Below are 15,611 nucleotides of genomic sequence, written 5' to 3' on the forward strand. Positions count from 1 at the left end.
GGAAACAAATGACAGTTATAGAACTTTTTCAAAAATTATTAAGATTTAAATCAGTAACTCCAGATGATGATGGAGGTTTTGACTTTATAGAAGAATACTTAGGTGAAGAGTGGACTTGTATAAACGTAGATAGAGAAGATACAAAAAATAGAGTATATTATAAAAAATTTAATGACAATCCTCAACACCTATGTTTCGCAGGACATATTGATGTAGTGCCTCCTGGTGAGGGATGGGATGTTGACCCATTTGCTGCTGATATTATTGATGGTGTAATTACTGCACGTGGAACTCAAGATATGAAAAGTGGAGTTGCTGCTTATCTTTATGCTTGTAAGCATGCAAAAAACTTTGATGGAACACTTTCAATTTTAATGACTTCTGATGAGGAAGGTGAGGGAACTTACGGAACTATTAAAGCACTTGAACATTTAAAAGAGATAGATTTTATACCTCAATATGCAGTTGTGGCAGAGCCAACTTGTGAGCAAGTTTTTGGTGATGCAATAAAAGTAGGTCGAAGAGGAAGTATCAATGGATATTTAAAAATTCAAGGAAGACAAGGACATGCTGCTTATCCTGAAAAAGGAATTAATCCAATACATCAAATAGCACCTATTTTAAATGATATTGCCGCTCATGATTTGGATAATGGAGATGAATATTTTGCACCATCCAAAATGGTTTTAACAGACTTAAGATCTGGAATGCAAGTTACAAATGTAACACCAAATACACTTGATTTGATGTTTAATGTAAGAAACTCAACAAACACAAAAAGAGAAGATGTAGAAGCTTATGTAGAAAAAATATTTGGGCATTTGGATTATTCTTTACGAACTACTCAAGGCTCTTTTCCTTTTGTAACAAATAAAGAATCAAAAGTAGTACTTGCTATGGAAAACTCTATAAAAGATGTTTTAGGAGTTACAACAAAACACAGTACTGCTGGTGGAACAAGCGATGCTAGATATTTTGGAGCCTTTGGTATTGAAGCTATTGAATTTGGTGTGATAAATGATACGATTCATAGTATTGGTGAGAGAACTACTGTTAAAGAAGTAGAGGGATTGACTGAAGTTTATGTGGATTTGATTGAGAAGTTTTAATTTGTTAATTATTTTACTTTAAAAGATGCAAATTCCAAATTGCACTTTAAAAGATGCAAATTCCAAATTGCACTTTAAAAGATGCAAATTCTAAATTGTACTTTAAAAGATGCAATATGATATAGTATTTCATTGAATTAATAGGAGTTATAATGAATAAATATTTTATATTAACGGGAGATATTGTAGGAAGTAGAAAAAAGGATTCTTTAATATTATGGGAAAAATTAAATAAAATTATAAATAAAGCTGATAATCAATTTAATAACTTATTATTATCACCTCTTCAAATAAAAAAAGGGGATGAATTCCAAGTAGTTGTACAAGATATTGAATCAGTATTATCACTAATGTATTATCTAGACATCTGTTTTTTATCAGAAGATATAGAAGCTAGATTTGCAATTGGGTATGGGAAAATTGAGAGTAATGTTAATAGAACTTCTACAAATAATATGCTTGGTAGTGGATTAACATATACAAATCAAATTTTAAATAATAAGAAAAATAAGTATTCTTTTTATATACAAGATGATATCTATAAAAACATATCTTTAAATACTATAGCTGTTTTACTAGAAGACTCTTTATCTTCTGTTACTAAAAAACAGATAATTTACTTATACAAAAAAGTTGTAGAGAAGATGTCAGATGAACAACTATTAATTGAATTAGATATAAAAGAAAGAAATTTATATAGATATGAAGTAAAATCAAAACATAAGTTAATAAATGATGTTTTTTTAAAAATATCACAATTATTTATGACTAATGAAGTAGAATTAAAAACTGAATATTATAAAAAATATAAAATTCAGATTGATTAGGATAATTGATGTTTAATACAATAGAAGAAATAATTTTTTCAAGCATTTTAGTATTATTTTTTATCTATTTAATCATAGTTATGGGAAGTAAAGGAGTAAAAGTAATTCTTGCAAGTGTCAATGCTTCTGCAGGTGGAGTACTTGGTAATGGTGAAAAAATAGGTAAATTAGAAAGGCTTTTATATTTTGCAGGAGTAATTACACAAAATTGGATTTTAATTAGTTTAATTATTGGATTAAAAACAATTTCTAGATTTCAAAAACTTAATAAACAAAAAAGAGCAGAGTACTTTCTTATTGGTTCTTTATCAAGTCTTTTATACTCAATAATTATTGGATATTTATTTTTAGGAGCAATTAAATTATTTGAATTTAATTACCTAATTAATATTCTAAATATTGTACATAGTTTAAATATAGTGTAGACCTTCTAAAAAATAAAAGGTGAAGTACATGAACAAAGAAAAACTAAAATAATACGAAGCAGATTTTTTAGGTTTTGAAGAATTGATAACTCTTCTTGGAAAAAATAAAGATTAAAATATAGTAGAAGTTATCAGCAAGTAGCAAAGGTTATATATAATTAATACAAATAGAAACTTTGGAGATATTGGCAACAAAATAATAGACACATGGTAATTATTTTTGAATGACAAAACAAGTTTAGCTAACACTAGTGGAATAAGTAGAGTTACACTAGGGAAGATTGAGCAAGGAATTATAAATGAAAATATCAAAACTATATGCAAACAATGATAATTTTAAAACCATAAAATTTGATAAAGGTATAAATTTTATACTTTCTTCTTCTGATGGTGTTGGAAAAACTAGTCTTTTTAAATTAATAGATTTTTGTCTCTTAGGGGATAAACACTTTCTTGGGAACGAGCATTTTAAAGATTATATTTTTTATATAGAACTTCAAATCTCTTCAAATAGATATATTACGATTAAAAGACCTACTAAAAGTGGTAAGAATATCGAATTAAAAATCACAAAACAAAAATCCATGCTTTTAGATGAAATAAGATTTGATAAAAAAGGCAGTCTAGGTATTGCAAAATCTTTTTTTGAAAATAAAGTTAATTATTCTATAAATAAGTTTAGAACATATATAACATATTTTTTAAGAGATGAATCCAACCAAAATGATGCATTTATATTAAACAAATACTCAACTCTTCATGAAATAGAGTATAAAACTGTTGTATCAAATCTTGTAGGTATTGATGGACGTAAAATAAGAAAAAAATATGAACTAGATGAACTGATTAAAAAAGAAGATACTGATGCAACAACTTTAAAAACTGCACAGAATGATTTAGAAAAAATTATTGAAGAAAATAAAACTTTAGTTAACAGCCATTTTATAGATAAACTTAAAGATAGTGTTGCTAAATATGGACACATTATATTAGATAAAGAAGTGACTTTTTCAATTGAGTTAAATACTTCAAATGATATTGAATTTAGTTTAAAAGTGGAAAATGATGACAGTACTATAAAAAAACTTTTATGTTTTATCTTTGCCGCCGCATTAGCCGAAACTTATGTACAAAAAAGACTTATCAAATTTGTTGCCTTTGATAGCCCTTTTGATGGAGATAATAATACTTATGAAGATGGTATTTATTTTGCAATTCATCAGTTACACAGAATTGGTATTCAAACTATCATCACATCAAATGAAAATGCTATTCATAATTCTTCTAATTTATTAGAAATTAAAGATGAATATATGACTGATTATTTTAGTAATGATGATAAATTGATGGGTGATTTTTAATCTTTAAATGATAAAGATACTTTACAATTTTAATAAATTATCTTATAATGATAACTAACTTTATCATTTAAGGTGTAAAATGAAAGATATAGAAGTAAAAATTGATAATAAAAAAATAGGGCAACTTTTTTTTGAAAAGAATAAAAATCAGTATGGATTTAATTATACTTTAAATTATAAACCTATATCTTTAATCATGCCTTATAAAAACTCTACATATCTTTGGAAATACAAGCTTCATCCAATCTTTGATATGAATATTCCCGAAGGTTATCTTTTTGAAATATTTAAAAAGTATCTAACAAAAGAATATGGATATATAGACGATTTTCTAATATTTTCATATATTTGTACAAACATACAAAGTAGGCTTTCTTATAAAAGTTTTATTGATAAAAAAGAGTTTTTTACACTTGATATGGATGATGTTTTAGAAAATGATTCAGAAGATAATTTCACAAAAATAGTGAGTGCTTTTTTAGATAAAAATGCAATTAGTGGAGTTCAACCAAAGACTTTAGCTATTTTAAAAGATAAAGAAAGTTTATCTTCAAAAGAGTATATTATTAAAACTTGGGGAGACGAATACCCTCAGTTAGCATTAAATGAATACTTTTGTTTAAAAGCAATAGAAAAAGCAGGTGTAATAATACCAAATCTAAAACTTTCTAAAAATAATAAATTCTTATTAGTTGAGAGATTTAATTATGAAAAGGAAACTGATAGTTTTTTAGGGTTTGAAGAGTTAATTACATTACTTGGAAAAAATAAAGATGAAAAATATAGTGGAAGTTATGAACAAATAGCAAAAGTTATCTATAGTGTAACTACAAATAAAATTGAATCTATGATGAGCTTATATAAATTAATAATAATGAATTATTTACTAAGAAATGGTGATGCACATCTTAAAAACTTTGGAATATTATATGATAAAGAGATCTCAAATATATGGTTTTCTCCAGCTTATGATGTTGTTAATACTCAAGTTTATTTTTATAAAGATAAACCAGCTCTTACAATGCACGGCAAAAAGTTATGGCTTGGGAAAAAAGAGCTTGTTAAGTTTGGTATAAATGATTGTTATCTTTCCAAAGAAGTGGCAAATAGTGTTTATGATGAGTGTATTTTAGTTTTGATTAATTCAATAGATGAATTAAAAGAATATATCAAAACAAATAGTGATTTTGAAGATATTGGTAGAAAAATGATAGATACATGGAAATTATCTTTAAGTGAAAAAACAAGTAAGGAGTTAGCAGTTGAAGTTATTCGAAATTGGACAAAAAATTAAAGAACTAAGAGAAGAAAAAAGACTAACGCAAGAAGAATTAGCAACTACTTGTGGCATCAGCAGAGTTACTTTAGGAAAGATTGAACAAGGAAAACTAGGTAATACTTCTGTTAAAACTTTAGATTTAGTTTTAGCAAAACTAGGATTAGAGTTAGAGTTTAAAACTATAAATAATTTTGGTTTACCAAGTCTAGATGAATTGTAAAAGAGTGAAGTAAATGAACATAGAAAAACTAAAAGAGTATGAAACAGAATTTTTGGAACAATACCCAAATGGTTTTGATGATAGAAACTTTTTTCCTACTATGAAAACTTTTAATCCTTTAAAACTTGAAGAGTCTGCAAAAGAGGCTTTAAAGAAAGAGAATTTTCAAAATCCAAGTTTAGTTGTAGATAACTTTTTTAAAGTAGTTCAAAAGTCAGTATTTGTATCACTATTTGATAAACTAAAACTAAAAGATATGATAGCAACACTTAATTCTTATGAAAAAGATATGTTAAGTATTGAGATTTATGAGCTTTTATATGGAGATAAAAAAGCAGGCTTTGACGGACTTGTTGAGTTTTTAAGTGAGTATAAACTAGCAAAATGGACGATAATATCCGTTGTTCCATATTGTATAAATAGAGAGCAAGACTATTTTATAAAACCTACTACTACAAAAAATATTATCAAAACTTTTGACTTAGAAGATTGTATTTACAAACCAAAACCTAGTTTTGAGTTTTATGATAAATATACAAAGTCACTTGATATTATGAAATCAAGTATTGATAAGTCTCTTAGTCCTGATAATGTAGGTTTTACAGCCTTTTTAAAAGTTGCTATGGAAAGTTATGAAGATTTTAAATAGCTTTTCTCAAAACTATAAATCATAACTTTTTTTAAAAAGTTCACTTTTAAACTCTATATCATCTTTCAAGTTCAGTTGAAACATTACATTAGGATTAGTATTTATATCTTTTTTCTTTATATAATATTGACAATCAACATTTGTCATACTTACTAAATATCTTGTACCAATATTAAAATTAGACAATCTTGACTTAGTTGTTAATAGATACTTATTATTAGTTTTCTTTATTTGGAAATCTTTTGTTATTAACTCCAATTGCTCTTTAAAATCTGATATATCTTTTCCCGGTATTTGTGTATTCCCAGTTTTTTTTCTTCTAAACACTAAGCTAATATCAAAGTAATCCTCTATTTGATTTATTGGAATAAAAAGCAAATCATTTAAAGTTAATTTATTAAATTTATTTGAAGATATAATCCACTCAACACCCTTATCTGTATATATTGTTTTAGCCCAATTAAATAATATCTCATTAGAAAGGTCAACATGAATAGTTGCATTATTTGTTCCCTTAAATAATGAATAGTTTGAATTTAAATACTTTATTATCTCTTGAGTATATTTATTGGATTCATTTTTACTTTTATCACAAAATATAAACTTACCATCAACTGGTTCTAATATTATTTGTCCTGCTTGTGTTGGTCCAAATTTAGCTTCAATGTTTGTTATAAGTCGAAGTGATTGTCTTACTGTAATGTAAGATTGTGTTGAGTCAAAACCACCTTCCATTGCAAAACTAGCATCAAAATGATTGTTTAAAAAATCTGTTGCTTCATCTTGAAATATTTCCCACTTTTGTAATGCCATAATCTTGCCTTTTTAATAAACTAAAAGTATTATAGCGCAACTTCAGTTTTAAGACCAAAGCTGTAAACGTGGTAGAGAGGATATAGCTTTTATAATATTAGTTTTTGAAACAATGCCAAGTAAAATATCTTCTTCATTTACAACAGGTATCGCATCAAGTTTAAAATCTAACATAACTTTTGCAACTCTTCTTATATCAGATACTGGGTCAACTGTGATAAGTTCAGGTAAATAAATATCATCTATTTTTTTTTGGATAATATTTTCAGAGTTTTCAATATCATCCATTATTAGATTTAGAATTATTTTCTTGTTTATTAATCCCATTATTTTTTTTCCAAAGCTAATTACAGGTAATTGAGATACTTTATTATCTTTTAATATCTCGTAAGCTTCTTCAATAGTTGAATTATTATCTACAATAATACAATCTTTTGTCATGATATCTTGAACATGATAAACAGGTTCAGAAGTATCAATATTAGCCATTTTTTTATATTTATTTATAGCAGATTGGTCAAGGTTTTGATTTTGTTTCTGTTCTTTTTGTGCATTTGTAAAATCTTGTATAAAACCTTCTTCGGGTTTTAAATCTATTTCAGATACTTTATCCACATGTTTAAGATTATATAAATTATCAGCAGTACTTCTAAAGCCTACACTTCCTTTATTGTATATAGAAAACATTTAGAACTCCTTTTAAACTTATTCTTAATCATAAGATAAATTATATAATGAATTGTTAATGATGAAATATTGAAATTATGCTAAACTTCGTTTTTAGGAGAATAAATGCCACAAAATATTAAAGCTCATCTTTTTGTAATCTTAGCAAGTTTTTTGGTTGGAGGTTCTTTTATTGTTACAGATAAATTAACAGGTACTATTGATCCTATATCTATTACTTTATTAAGATTTATTTTAGCTTCACTTATTTTAGCTCCTTTTATTCTATTAATTAAAAAATATCGAGTTAAAATATTTTCCACTTTTAAAAGAACTATGATAATGAGTTTTTTTTATTCCTCTTATTTTATTGGAATGTTCAAAGCTTTAGAAACAACAAGTGCATTAAATACTGGTGCTATTTATACTTTAATCCCGCTCCTTACTGGAATTGCATCCATTTTTGTTTTTAAACAATATATTTCTTCTAAACAATATATGGTTTACGCTTTTGGGATAATAGGTACTTGTATTGTAGTTTTTAAAGGTAATTTAGAATTATTTTTAGCTTTCTCTTTAAATAAGGGTGATTTCATATTTTTATTCTCAATTATTTTAATGACATTATATTCTATTACTTCAAAATATTTTTATAAAAAAGATGATGAACTTTTAGTTGTAGTATTTATGACTTTAATAGGTGGTTGTATTTGGATGGCAATATCTTTAATTGTTTTTGATGTTCCTTTAGAATGGGAAAAACTAAATACTACAAATCTGTTAAATATTGGATATTTAACAATTTTTACAACACTATTTACAGTCTTCTTATACCAAAGTGCAAATGTAGTTTTAGGACCTAAAAAGGTTATGGCATATGTCTATTTAAATCCTGCTTTTGTTGCTATTATTGCCTTTATTATTGACAAAACTACTATGAACTTTTTTACAACTATAGGTATTCTTATTTCTGCAATTGCAACTATAATACTTTTAAAAAGTAAATAAGTAAAATTATTTTACCAAAGCATAACAAGATTTTGGATATCATTCCAAATATATAATAAAAAGGAAAAAAATGGAACAACTACCAAATTGCCCAAAATGTAACAGTGAATATACTTATGAAGATGGTTCTTTACTTATCTGTCCTGAGTGTGCACATGAGTGGACAGCAAGTGATGAGGAAGAAAATACTGAGTTTACTGTAAAAGATGCAAATGGTGCAACTTTAAGAAGTGGTGACGATGTTACTATTATAAAAGATTTAAAAGTTAAAGGTAGTTCTTCTGTTGTAAAAGTTGGTACTAAAATTAAAAATATTAGATTAGTTGAAAGTGCAATTGATCATAATATTGATTGTAAAATTCCTGGCGTTGGAGCTTTAAAAATTACTCCAATGTATGTAAAGAAATCATAGACTAAATGCCAAATATGATTTATGGAACAGCTTGGAAGAAAGAAGAGACTACAAGACTTGTAGAACTTGCTATTACTTCAGGTTTTAGAGCAATTGATACAGCTTGTCAACCAAAGCATTATAGAGAAGATTTAGTAGGAATTGCATTAAATAATTCTTTTAACAAAGGGATTAAAAGAGATGAATTATTTATCCAAACAAAATTCACTCCAATATCTGGACAAGATGAAAATAATATGCCTTATTTATCATCTGATGATATTTTAACGCAACTTGAAAAATCATTTTATACTTCTAAAAAGAATCTAAATATTGATTTTATCGATTCTTATTTAATTCATTCACCTTTTGGTCCAATTGAAGATTTAGTAAAGGTGTATAGAACTATGGAAGAGTTTGTTCAAGCTGGTGAAGTAGGGCAAATAGGAATTTCAAATTGTTATGATTTCAAATTACTTAGCTATTTATATGATATTGCAAAAATAAAACCTAAAGTTGTTCAAAATAGATTCTATTCTGAGTCATCGTATGATAAAGAGATTAGAGCTTTTTGTAAGCAAAAAGACATTACCTATCAAAGTTTTTGGTCTCTTACTGCTAATCCTAATATTTTAAAAAGCAATGAAGTTCAAAATCTAGCAAAAAAATATGAAAAAACAGCAGAGCAAGTTTTCTATAAATTTTTAAATGAAATAGAGATAACACCATTAAATGGAAGTACATCACAAATACATATGATTGAAGACTTAGATATTAAAAGTTTCTCTTTAGAATCTTACGAAGTTGATTCTATTTCGAATCTTTTATGATATAACTACAATATATTTAATACAATCCAAAATCTAAAAAAGAAAAGAGCATAAAAGTGAAAACAAAAAGAATTAGAAAATTAATGATTTCAGGGATTAGTGTAACAACTAATAATAAAAATGAAATGAATGAAGAAACAGCAAAAATTGCAACTCTTTGGGATGATTATTCAGAAAATAGTGTTTATAGCGCTACTCATGACAAAGCAAATAATAGTTCAATGTATGGAGTTTACTCAAACTACACATCAGATGTAAATGGTGATTATGATGTTACCGTTGGTGTTGAAGTAACTAAAAATAAAAAAGCTATAGTTATTGAAGATGAAAAATACTTAGTATTCAAAAAAGAGGGTGAATTACCTCAAGTTGTAATTGATACATGGAAAGAGATTTGGGATTACTTTGAAAATAATGATGAGTATAAAAGAAAATATTCAATTGACTTTGAACATTATACAAAAGAAGATGAAATAGAAATTTATATTTCTATTGAAAAATAATTAAAACAATAAGTATAAATACTTATTGTTTAACATTGTACTTTGTAAGCATATTTGGCCAAGAAACTTTATTTCCTTCTTTGTCAAATACTGCTGGAGTACCTCTTACATCTAACTCTTGTGCAATAGCCATTTGAGCTGTTAAACTAGCTTCAAGTTGAGCTAACTCTTTTTCTGAATAATTTCTATTTTTATAACCTTCATCATTAACATTAATAGTTAACATTGCTTTGATTTTCTCAGCATTTGTTTTTTTACTCATTACGTACATAGACATATCTTTTGCATTTTTATGAAAATCTAATGGATAATAGAAAACTCTAATTTTTACATTTTTCTCAATTTGAGGGAAATATGATTCAAACTTTTTACAATATGGACATTCTGGATCTGTAAATAAGAAATACTCATCACTTCCACTTCCAAAAGTTAAAGCTTCTTTTCCTGTAAGTCCTGATACATCAGCAGGAGCTTCTAGTTTTGCACCTGATTGAGTATTTATTACATCACCAGCAATTAAGTTTTTCTTATCTTTTGTTAAATATACTTCATCATTATTACCTTGAATAATTACTTTTAATAAATAAAAGTTTTCAAGATCATATGCTTTTCTTACAGTTATTGGAACTCTTTTAAAAAGCTCTAACTCTTCTATTTGTTTTATTTCGTTTTGTGATAACTGTGTTGCTGCATTTAAGCTTGTGCCTATTAATAATGCTAACAATAGTTTCTTTGCTATTTGAATCATTTATATTCCTATTTTAAATTTGTATGACATATTACTATTTAAGTGTTAACGAATAGTTAAAAGTAAAGCACTAAATTATAAGCTTTGATAATATTGCAGTTGTAATAAATGAGAATAAAATTCCATATCCAACAATTGCAATACTAAGTCTAGGAGCAAGACCTGCCATTGAAGCCATCGCACCTGCTGTTATCATAGGAGCCATTCCCGCTTCAAAAATAGATACTTGTCCTGCAAGATTGTTCCAGCCAAATAATATAATTACAAGATAAGCAATCAAAGGAGCAATTGCTAGTTTTATTATAAGTGCGATACTTAAAGGTTTTATATCATCTTTTGGTAGTTTAAACTGTAGTTGTAAACCAACTGCAACAAGTGCAACAGGAATTAAAGTATTTGCAAATGTCGTAAGAATACTTGTAATCATTGGATGAAAAGTTTGACCTAAAAATAAAAGAGCAAATAATAAAGCTAAAAATGATGGAAATGTAATGATTTTTTGAATAATTAGTTTAAAACTTAAATTAGAGTTTGATGAATAATACGCTGTAATAAAAGCTCCATAAACTGCAAGTGCTAAAAATGTACCTAACTGGTCATATATCAAAACATAAGGAAGAGCCTCTTCACCTAAATATGCGTTGATTATAGGAATTCCCATAATTGAACTGTTTGTTAAAATAGCTACTAATAATAAACCACCTGTAACATCTTTTGACCAATTTAAAAGTTTTGAACAAAAAATCACTAGAAGTGCTGATATTCCCATAACAATCCATGCAATAATAGCAGGTATTAAAACATCAAAAGAAAACTCTAACTTTGGGACTTGCAATAAAATAATGGCAGGTAGCGAAATATAGATAATAAATTTATTTAAAATATTTGGTGTCTCTTTGGGAAATATATTAAGTTTTTGTAAGACATATCCTACTACTATTGCAAAACCTATTAAAAGAAAGTTTTCCATTTATCAAATCCTTTTTTTAAAAAAATCATTATAACACAATTATATATTATATCATTACTTACAAAAAGTAAAGTAAGGGATTTATAAGTTAACTATCTATATAATTTACAAGAAAATTAAAAGGAATAATATGAATAATACATTTGAAGAGGCAATGAACTTTAGACATGCATGTAAAGTGTTTGATGATACGAAAAAGATTAGTGATGAAGATTTAAACTATATTTTAGAAGCAGGAAGAAAATCTCCATCATCTTTTGGTATGGAGCCTTGGAAGTTTTTAGTAATTACTAATGAAGAGTTAAAAGAAAAGCTAAGACCAGCTTGTTGGAATCAAGTTCAAGTTACTTCTTGTTCTCATTTAATTATTGTACTAGCTGCAATTGATGCAGTAAAACCTGAATTTGGTGTAGTTGAACGAAAATTTAAAAGAAGAACAATGCCTCAAGATAAGCTTGATATGTATTTAGGTTTATATGCAAGTCATTTAGAAAAGACTTTATCAAGTGATGAAAATGTATATTCATGGACTTCTAAGCAAACTTATTTAGCAGCTGCAAATATGATGACAGCTGCAGCTATAAAAGGTGTAGACTCTTGTCCTATTGAAGGTTATGAAAAAGAGAAAGTTGAAGAGATTTTAGGTTTAGATACATCTAAATATCAATTATCTGTTGTTTTACCTTTTGGATTTAGATTAAATGAGCAATCAACTCAATTAAGAGAAAAACAAGAAGATATAGTAGAGTTTATAAAATAAAACTAAACGTCTATATTTTAGAAAGAGTAGGAGCAAAGGCTTTTGTTCCTACTCTTACTTTTTCTCCTACTTTATACTCTTTAGCTTCATCTTCACATAATACAATTTCAACTAATTGCTGACCAATTGAAATAATAGCTATATAAATAACATCAGTTTTTATAATATCTAAGATTTCACCCTCAAAAGAAAACTTTTGAGATCCTGATGTTTTTAATAAAACTTCAGTTGGATTTCCATCTTGAATAATCTTACCTTGTTTCATTACTAAAACACGATTTGCTAATCTATAAATTTCACTAGGTTCATGACTTACCATTATAGTTGTAGTTTTAAACTCTTTATGTAAATTAAGTATTTCATTTTGAAGTTTCATTCTCATATTTGGGTCAAGTGCTGAAAGTGGCTCATCCATAAGTAATAGTTTTGGACTATTCATTAAAGCTCTACATAAACTAACTCTTTGTTTTTGTCCTCCACTTAAAGTATTTGGCATTCTTTTAGCAAGTTGTTTTAATTCGGTTAATTCTAAAAGTTTATTTGCAAGTTTTTTATCTTTATTTACATATAAAAGATTCTGTTCAACACTCATATTATTAAATAATGCATAATCTTGAAAGACAAAACCAATCTGCCTTTTTTGAATACTTAAACTATTTTTTCCATCAAGCCAAACTTCCTTATCAACACTTATTTTTCCACTAGCTTCCTCTAAACCTGCTAAGATTCGAAGTAAGGTAGTTTTTCCACTTCCACTAAGTCCTGAAAGTGCAATAAATTCCCCTTGTTTAATATCTGCATTTATATCTAAATCCATTAGACCATTTGAACCATGTAGTTGTTTGCTTATATCTATTTTTATCATACAGTAAGTGTTGCCCATTTTTTATCATTTTGTAAAGCTTTATTTAATAACTCACCAGTATGATTACAAGTAATTGAATTTTTTTCTAACTTTTTAACTGCTTTATACTCTTGTGCACAAACAATACATGCACTAAACTCAACACCATCTTTTTGAATCTCTTTGATTTTTTTTCTAATTTTCTTACTTTTAATCACAGATTTTATGGAAGCACCCCAAAACATGATATGCACTCTTTTCCAATATCCTCTTGGAATTGAAACCCCTCCATAAAGTAGGGGGAACTTTAAAATACTATCAATATTTTCTGTTGAGATAACTATAAGTAAATTTTCTTTTTTCATCATATCTCCTAAATAAAGGTTTTTTTCTGTTTTGCATTAAAAATATATACACCAAATAGAACTATAAAACTCATAATTAACATAATTGCACTATATATATGTGCATTTACATAATCTAAAATCTCAACATACTCATATATCGCAACTGACGCCACTTTTGTTTCAGCAGGTATACTTCCACCCACCATTAAAACCACGCCAAACTCTCCAACAGTATGTGCAAATGTTATAATAATTGCTGTTAAAAGTGCTGGTTTGATATTTGGAAGTGCTATAAAAAAAAGTGTTGTTAATTTACTTTTTCCGCTTATATAACTAGCCTCAAGCATATTTTTGTTTAAACTTTCAAAACCACTCTGCAAAGGCTGAACCATAAAAGGAAGACTATAAAAACAAGATGCTACAACTAAACCTGTAAAATTAAAAACTAATTTTATCCCTAAGTATTCATTAAAAAAATTTCCAATGGGAGAATTTAATGATAGAGTATAAAGTAAATAAAAACCTAAAACTGACGGTGGCAGTACAATAGGAAGTGCAGTTAGAGCTTCAAGAACTGGCTTGATTTTTGATTTTGTTTGAGATAGATACCATGCTAAGGGTAGGGCTATAATAAATAAAATAATAGTAGTTGTAAGAGCAAGTTTAAAAGATAAAATAAAAGGTTCAAACTCTAAATTACTTAAATAGTTCATTACGATATAACCTTTTGTATTGATAACTCACTAGCTTTGATAAATGCTATTATTTCATCATTTTCTTTTAGATTCATTCTATTTACTGAGTTTGTCGTTATGATACTTGTTAAAACTGTACCTTGAAAATCTAAGCTAAGTGAAGAAAGTAACTTTCCTTTATCAAGCTTTTTTATTACACAATCTAATCTATTTGAAAGACTAATATCTCCTGTAAAACTCTTTGCTATTGCTATATGAGATGCATTAACACTTAATATTACTTTTGTTCCTATATCTATATTTGAAAGTCCTAAACTCATCATTGATAAAGTTATATTCTTAAAGTTAAACTGTACAATAGTAAGGTTTTCTAAACTATCAATATCTATTACTTTTGCTTCGAATTTATTCATTTATTAAGTACCCATAACTTTTAAATATCTCTTTTGCTTTTTTTGAAAAAATAAAATTATAAAAAGCTTGAGTTTCTTCTTTATTCTTTGCATTGTTTAATAAAACAACACCTTGTTTAATTGGAGTATAAAGCTTAGAATCTATCTCTTTCCAGTTTATATTTTCTTTATATTTACTCATTTTGTTTGAAAATAAAGAGGATTTTGCAATTATTCCAATATCAGTTGCACTTACACTATATGAAATAGTTTGTGAAATTGATTCTCCATAAACAAATTTTGATTTAATATTTTCAAATACTTTTGCATTTTTCAAAGCTTGGAAACTTGCAATGCCATAAGGTGCAGTTTTGGGATTTGCAATAGCAATTTGCTTTATATTCTTATCTTCTAATAAGTGTTTTATATCTTTGCTAAAGTCAAGATTTTTAGTACTAAAGTATGCTAAAGAACCTTTTGCATAAACTTTAGGCTCAATATTTGCAAAATTATTTTTATATAAATTATAAGGGTATTTCATATTTGCAGACATAAATAAATCATAAGGAGCACCATGTGATATTTGTGCATTTAGTTTTCCACTACTACCTAGGATTACATTTACTTTTGTGTTAGGATTTTTAATATTAAACTCTTTTATTAAATCATTAATTGCATAAGAAACATTCGCAGCAACTGCAATAGTGATATCTTTTGCGTTAATATTTAATACTAATAAAAGTAGTACTAAAACTATTTTGTTAAACATTTAAT

General features: G+C 26.7%; 21 protein-coding genes. 12 read left to right on the plus strand and 9 right to left on the minus strand.

The window, feature by feature from the left end:
* Positions 1–8 precede the first annotated feature (8 nt).
* The 7 genes from dapE (at position 9) to GBG18_RS06345 (ending at position 5,870) form a co-directional block, all read left to right on the plus strand.
* A complete protein-coding gene (dapE, locus tag GBG18_RS06315; RefSeq protein WP_152189539.1) occupies positions 9–1,109 on the plus strand; it encodes a succinyl-diaminopimelate desuccinylase in 1,101 nt (366 codons plus the stop codon).
* 152 nt (positions 1,110–1,261) lie between these two features.
* Positions 1,262–1,936, plus strand: a complete 675-nt coding sequence (locus tag GBG18_RS06320; protein WP_152189442.1) for a SatD family protein — start codon at positions 1,262–1,264, stop codon at positions 1,934–1,936.
* Positions 1,937–1,944: 8 nt separating this feature from the next.
* Positions 1,945–2,361, plus strand: coding sequence for a hypothetical protein (locus GBG18_RS06325; protein ID WP_152189443.1), 417 nt, complete (start codon positions 1,945–1,947; stop codon positions 2,359–2,361).
* A gap of 299 nt (positions 2,362–2,660) precedes the next feature.
* A complete protein-coding gene (locus tag GBG18_RS06330) occupies positions 2,661–3,722 on the plus strand; it encodes a DUF2326 domain-containing protein (protein WP_152189444.1) in 1,062 nt (353 codons plus the stop codon).
* A gap of 79 nt (positions 3,723–3,801) precedes the next feature.
* On the plus strand, positions 3,802–5,016 hold the full coding sequence (locus GBG18_RS06335; RefSeq protein ID WP_152189446.1) for a type II toxin-antitoxin system HipA family toxin: 1,215 nt from the start codon (positions 3,802–3,804) through the stop codon (positions 5,014–5,016).
* The gene (locus tag GBG18_RS06340) at positions 4,985–5,221 is read left to right on the plus strand and encodes a helix-turn-helix domain-containing protein (RefSeq protein WP_152189448.1); all 237 of its coding nucleotides are present in this window, start codon (positions 4,985–4,987) and stop codon (positions 5,219–5,221) included. Before GBG18_RS06335 ends, GBG18_RS06340 begins: the two co-directional genes overlap by 32 nt.
* Before the next feature lie 13 nt (positions 5,222–5,234).
* Positions 5,235–5,870 (plus strand): hypothetical protein, encoded by a 636-nt coding sequence (locus tag GBG18_RS06345; protein ID WP_152189450.1) that lies wholly within the window; start codon positions 5,235–5,237, stop codon positions 5,868–5,870.
* Between the two features lie 12 nt (positions 5,871–5,882).
* Here GBG18_RS06345 and GBG18_RS06350 read toward each other — a convergent pair whose 3' ends face one another.
* Positions 5,883–6,683 (minus strand): PDDEXK family nuclease, encoded by an 801-nt coding sequence (locus GBG18_RS06350; RefSeq protein ID WP_152189452.1) that lies wholly within the window; start codon positions 6,681–6,683, stop codon positions 5,883–5,885.
* Positions 6,684–6,731: 48 nt separating this feature from the next.
* The gene (locus GBG18_RS06355) at positions 6,732–7,370 is read right to left on the minus strand and encodes a CBS domain-containing protein (protein ID WP_152189453.1); all 639 of its coding nucleotides are present in this window, start codon (positions 7,368–7,370) and stop codon (positions 6,732–6,734) included.
* 105 nt (positions 7,371–7,475) lie between these two features.
* Here GBG18_RS06355 and GBG18_RS06360 point away from each other — a divergent pair, with 105 nt between their 5' ends.
* From GBG18_RS06360 to GBG18_RS06375, 4 genes are all read left to right on the plus strand, one after another.
* On the plus strand, positions 7,476–8,357 hold the full coding sequence (locus GBG18_RS06360; RefSeq protein WP_152189455.1) for a DMT family transporter: 882 nt from the start codon (positions 7,476–7,478) through the stop codon (positions 8,355–8,357).
* Positions 8,358–8,427: 70 nt separating this feature from the next.
* Positions 8,428–8,769, plus strand: a complete 342-nt coding sequence (locus tag GBG18_RS06365; protein WP_152189457.1) for a zinc ribbon domain-containing protein YjdM — start codon at positions 8,428–8,430, stop codon at positions 8,767–8,769.
* Between the two features lie 5 nt (positions 8,770–8,774).
* On the plus strand, positions 8,775–9,578 hold the full coding sequence (locus GBG18_RS06370; RefSeq protein WP_152189459.1) for an aldo/keto reductase family protein: 804 nt from the start codon (positions 8,775–8,777) through the stop codon (positions 9,576–9,578).
* 56 nt (positions 9,579–9,634) lie between these two features.
* Positions 9,635–10,081 (plus strand): GyrI-like domain-containing protein, encoded by a 447-nt coding sequence (locus GBG18_RS06375; RefSeq protein ID WP_152189460.1) that lies wholly within the window; start codon positions 9,635–9,637, stop codon positions 10,079–10,081.
* Between the two features lie 22 nt (positions 10,082–10,103).
* Here GBG18_RS06375 and GBG18_RS06380 read toward each other — a convergent pair whose 3' ends face one another.
* A complete protein-coding gene (locus GBG18_RS06380) occupies positions 10,104–10,829 on the minus strand; it encodes a thioredoxin fold domain-containing protein (protein ID WP_152189462.1) in 726 nt (241 codons plus the stop codon).
* Positions 10,830–10,899: 70 nt separating this feature from the next.
* Positions 10,900–11,799 (minus strand): AEC family transporter, encoded by a 900-nt coding sequence (locus GBG18_RS06385; RefSeq protein WP_152189463.1) that lies wholly within the window; start codon positions 11,797–11,799, stop codon positions 10,900–10,902.
* Between the two features lie 130 nt (positions 11,800–11,929).
* Here GBG18_RS06385 and GBG18_RS06390 point away from each other — a divergent pair, with 130 nt between their 5' ends.
* Positions 11,930–12,559 carry an NAD(P)H-dependent oxidoreductase gene (locus GBG18_RS06390; RefSeq protein WP_152189465.1) on the plus strand — a complete coding sequence of 210 codons (630 nt, stop codon included), beginning with the start codon at positions 11,930–11,932 and terminating at the stop codon, positions 12,557–12,559.
* Between the two features lie 10 nt (positions 12,560–12,569).
* On the opposite strand, the gene GBG18_RS06395 is transcribed toward GBG18_RS06390, so the two are convergent.
* The 5 genes from GBG18_RS06395 to modA are packed head-to-tail and all read right to left on the minus strand — an operon-like array spanning position 12,570 to position 15,606.
* Positions 12,570–13,424 (minus strand): ABC transporter ATP-binding protein, encoded by an 855-nt coding sequence (locus tag GBG18_RS06395; protein ID WP_152189467.1) that lies wholly within the window; start codon positions 13,422–13,424, stop codon positions 12,570–12,572.
* Positions 13,421–13,768: a DsrE family protein gene (locus GBG18_RS06400; protein WP_152189469.1), complete on the minus strand. Its 348-nt coding sequence runs from the start codon at positions 13,766–13,768 to the stop codon at positions 13,421–13,423. Before GBG18_RS06400 ends, GBG18_RS06395 begins: the two co-directional genes overlap by 4 nt.
* A gap of 8 nt (positions 13,769–13,776) precedes the next feature.
* Positions 13,777–14,463, minus strand: coding sequence for a molybdate ABC transporter permease subunit (gene modB, locus GBG18_RS06405; RefSeq protein ID WP_152189471.1), 687 nt, complete (start codon positions 14,461–14,463; stop codon positions 13,777–13,779).
* The gene (locus tag GBG18_RS06410; protein ID WP_152189473.1) at positions 14,463–14,858 is read right to left on the minus strand and encodes a TOBE domain-containing protein; all 396 of its coding nucleotides are present in this window, start codon (positions 14,856–14,858) and stop codon (positions 14,463–14,465) included. Before GBG18_RS06410 ends, modB begins: the two co-directional genes overlap by 1 nt.
* Positions 14,851–15,606, minus strand: a complete 756-nt coding sequence (gene modA, locus GBG18_RS06415; RefSeq protein WP_152189474.1) for a molybdate ABC transporter substrate-binding protein — start codon at positions 15,604–15,606, stop codon at positions 14,851–14,853. Before modA ends, GBG18_RS06410 begins: the two co-directional genes overlap by 8 nt.
* Positions 15,607–15,611: the final 5 nt, after the last annotated feature.

The sequence above is a fragment of the Poseidonibacter ostreae genome (assembly GCF_009208075.1).
Classification (GTDB): domain Bacteria; phylum Campylobacterota; class Campylobacteria; order Campylobacterales; family Arcobacteraceae; genus Poseidonibacter; species Poseidonibacter ostreae.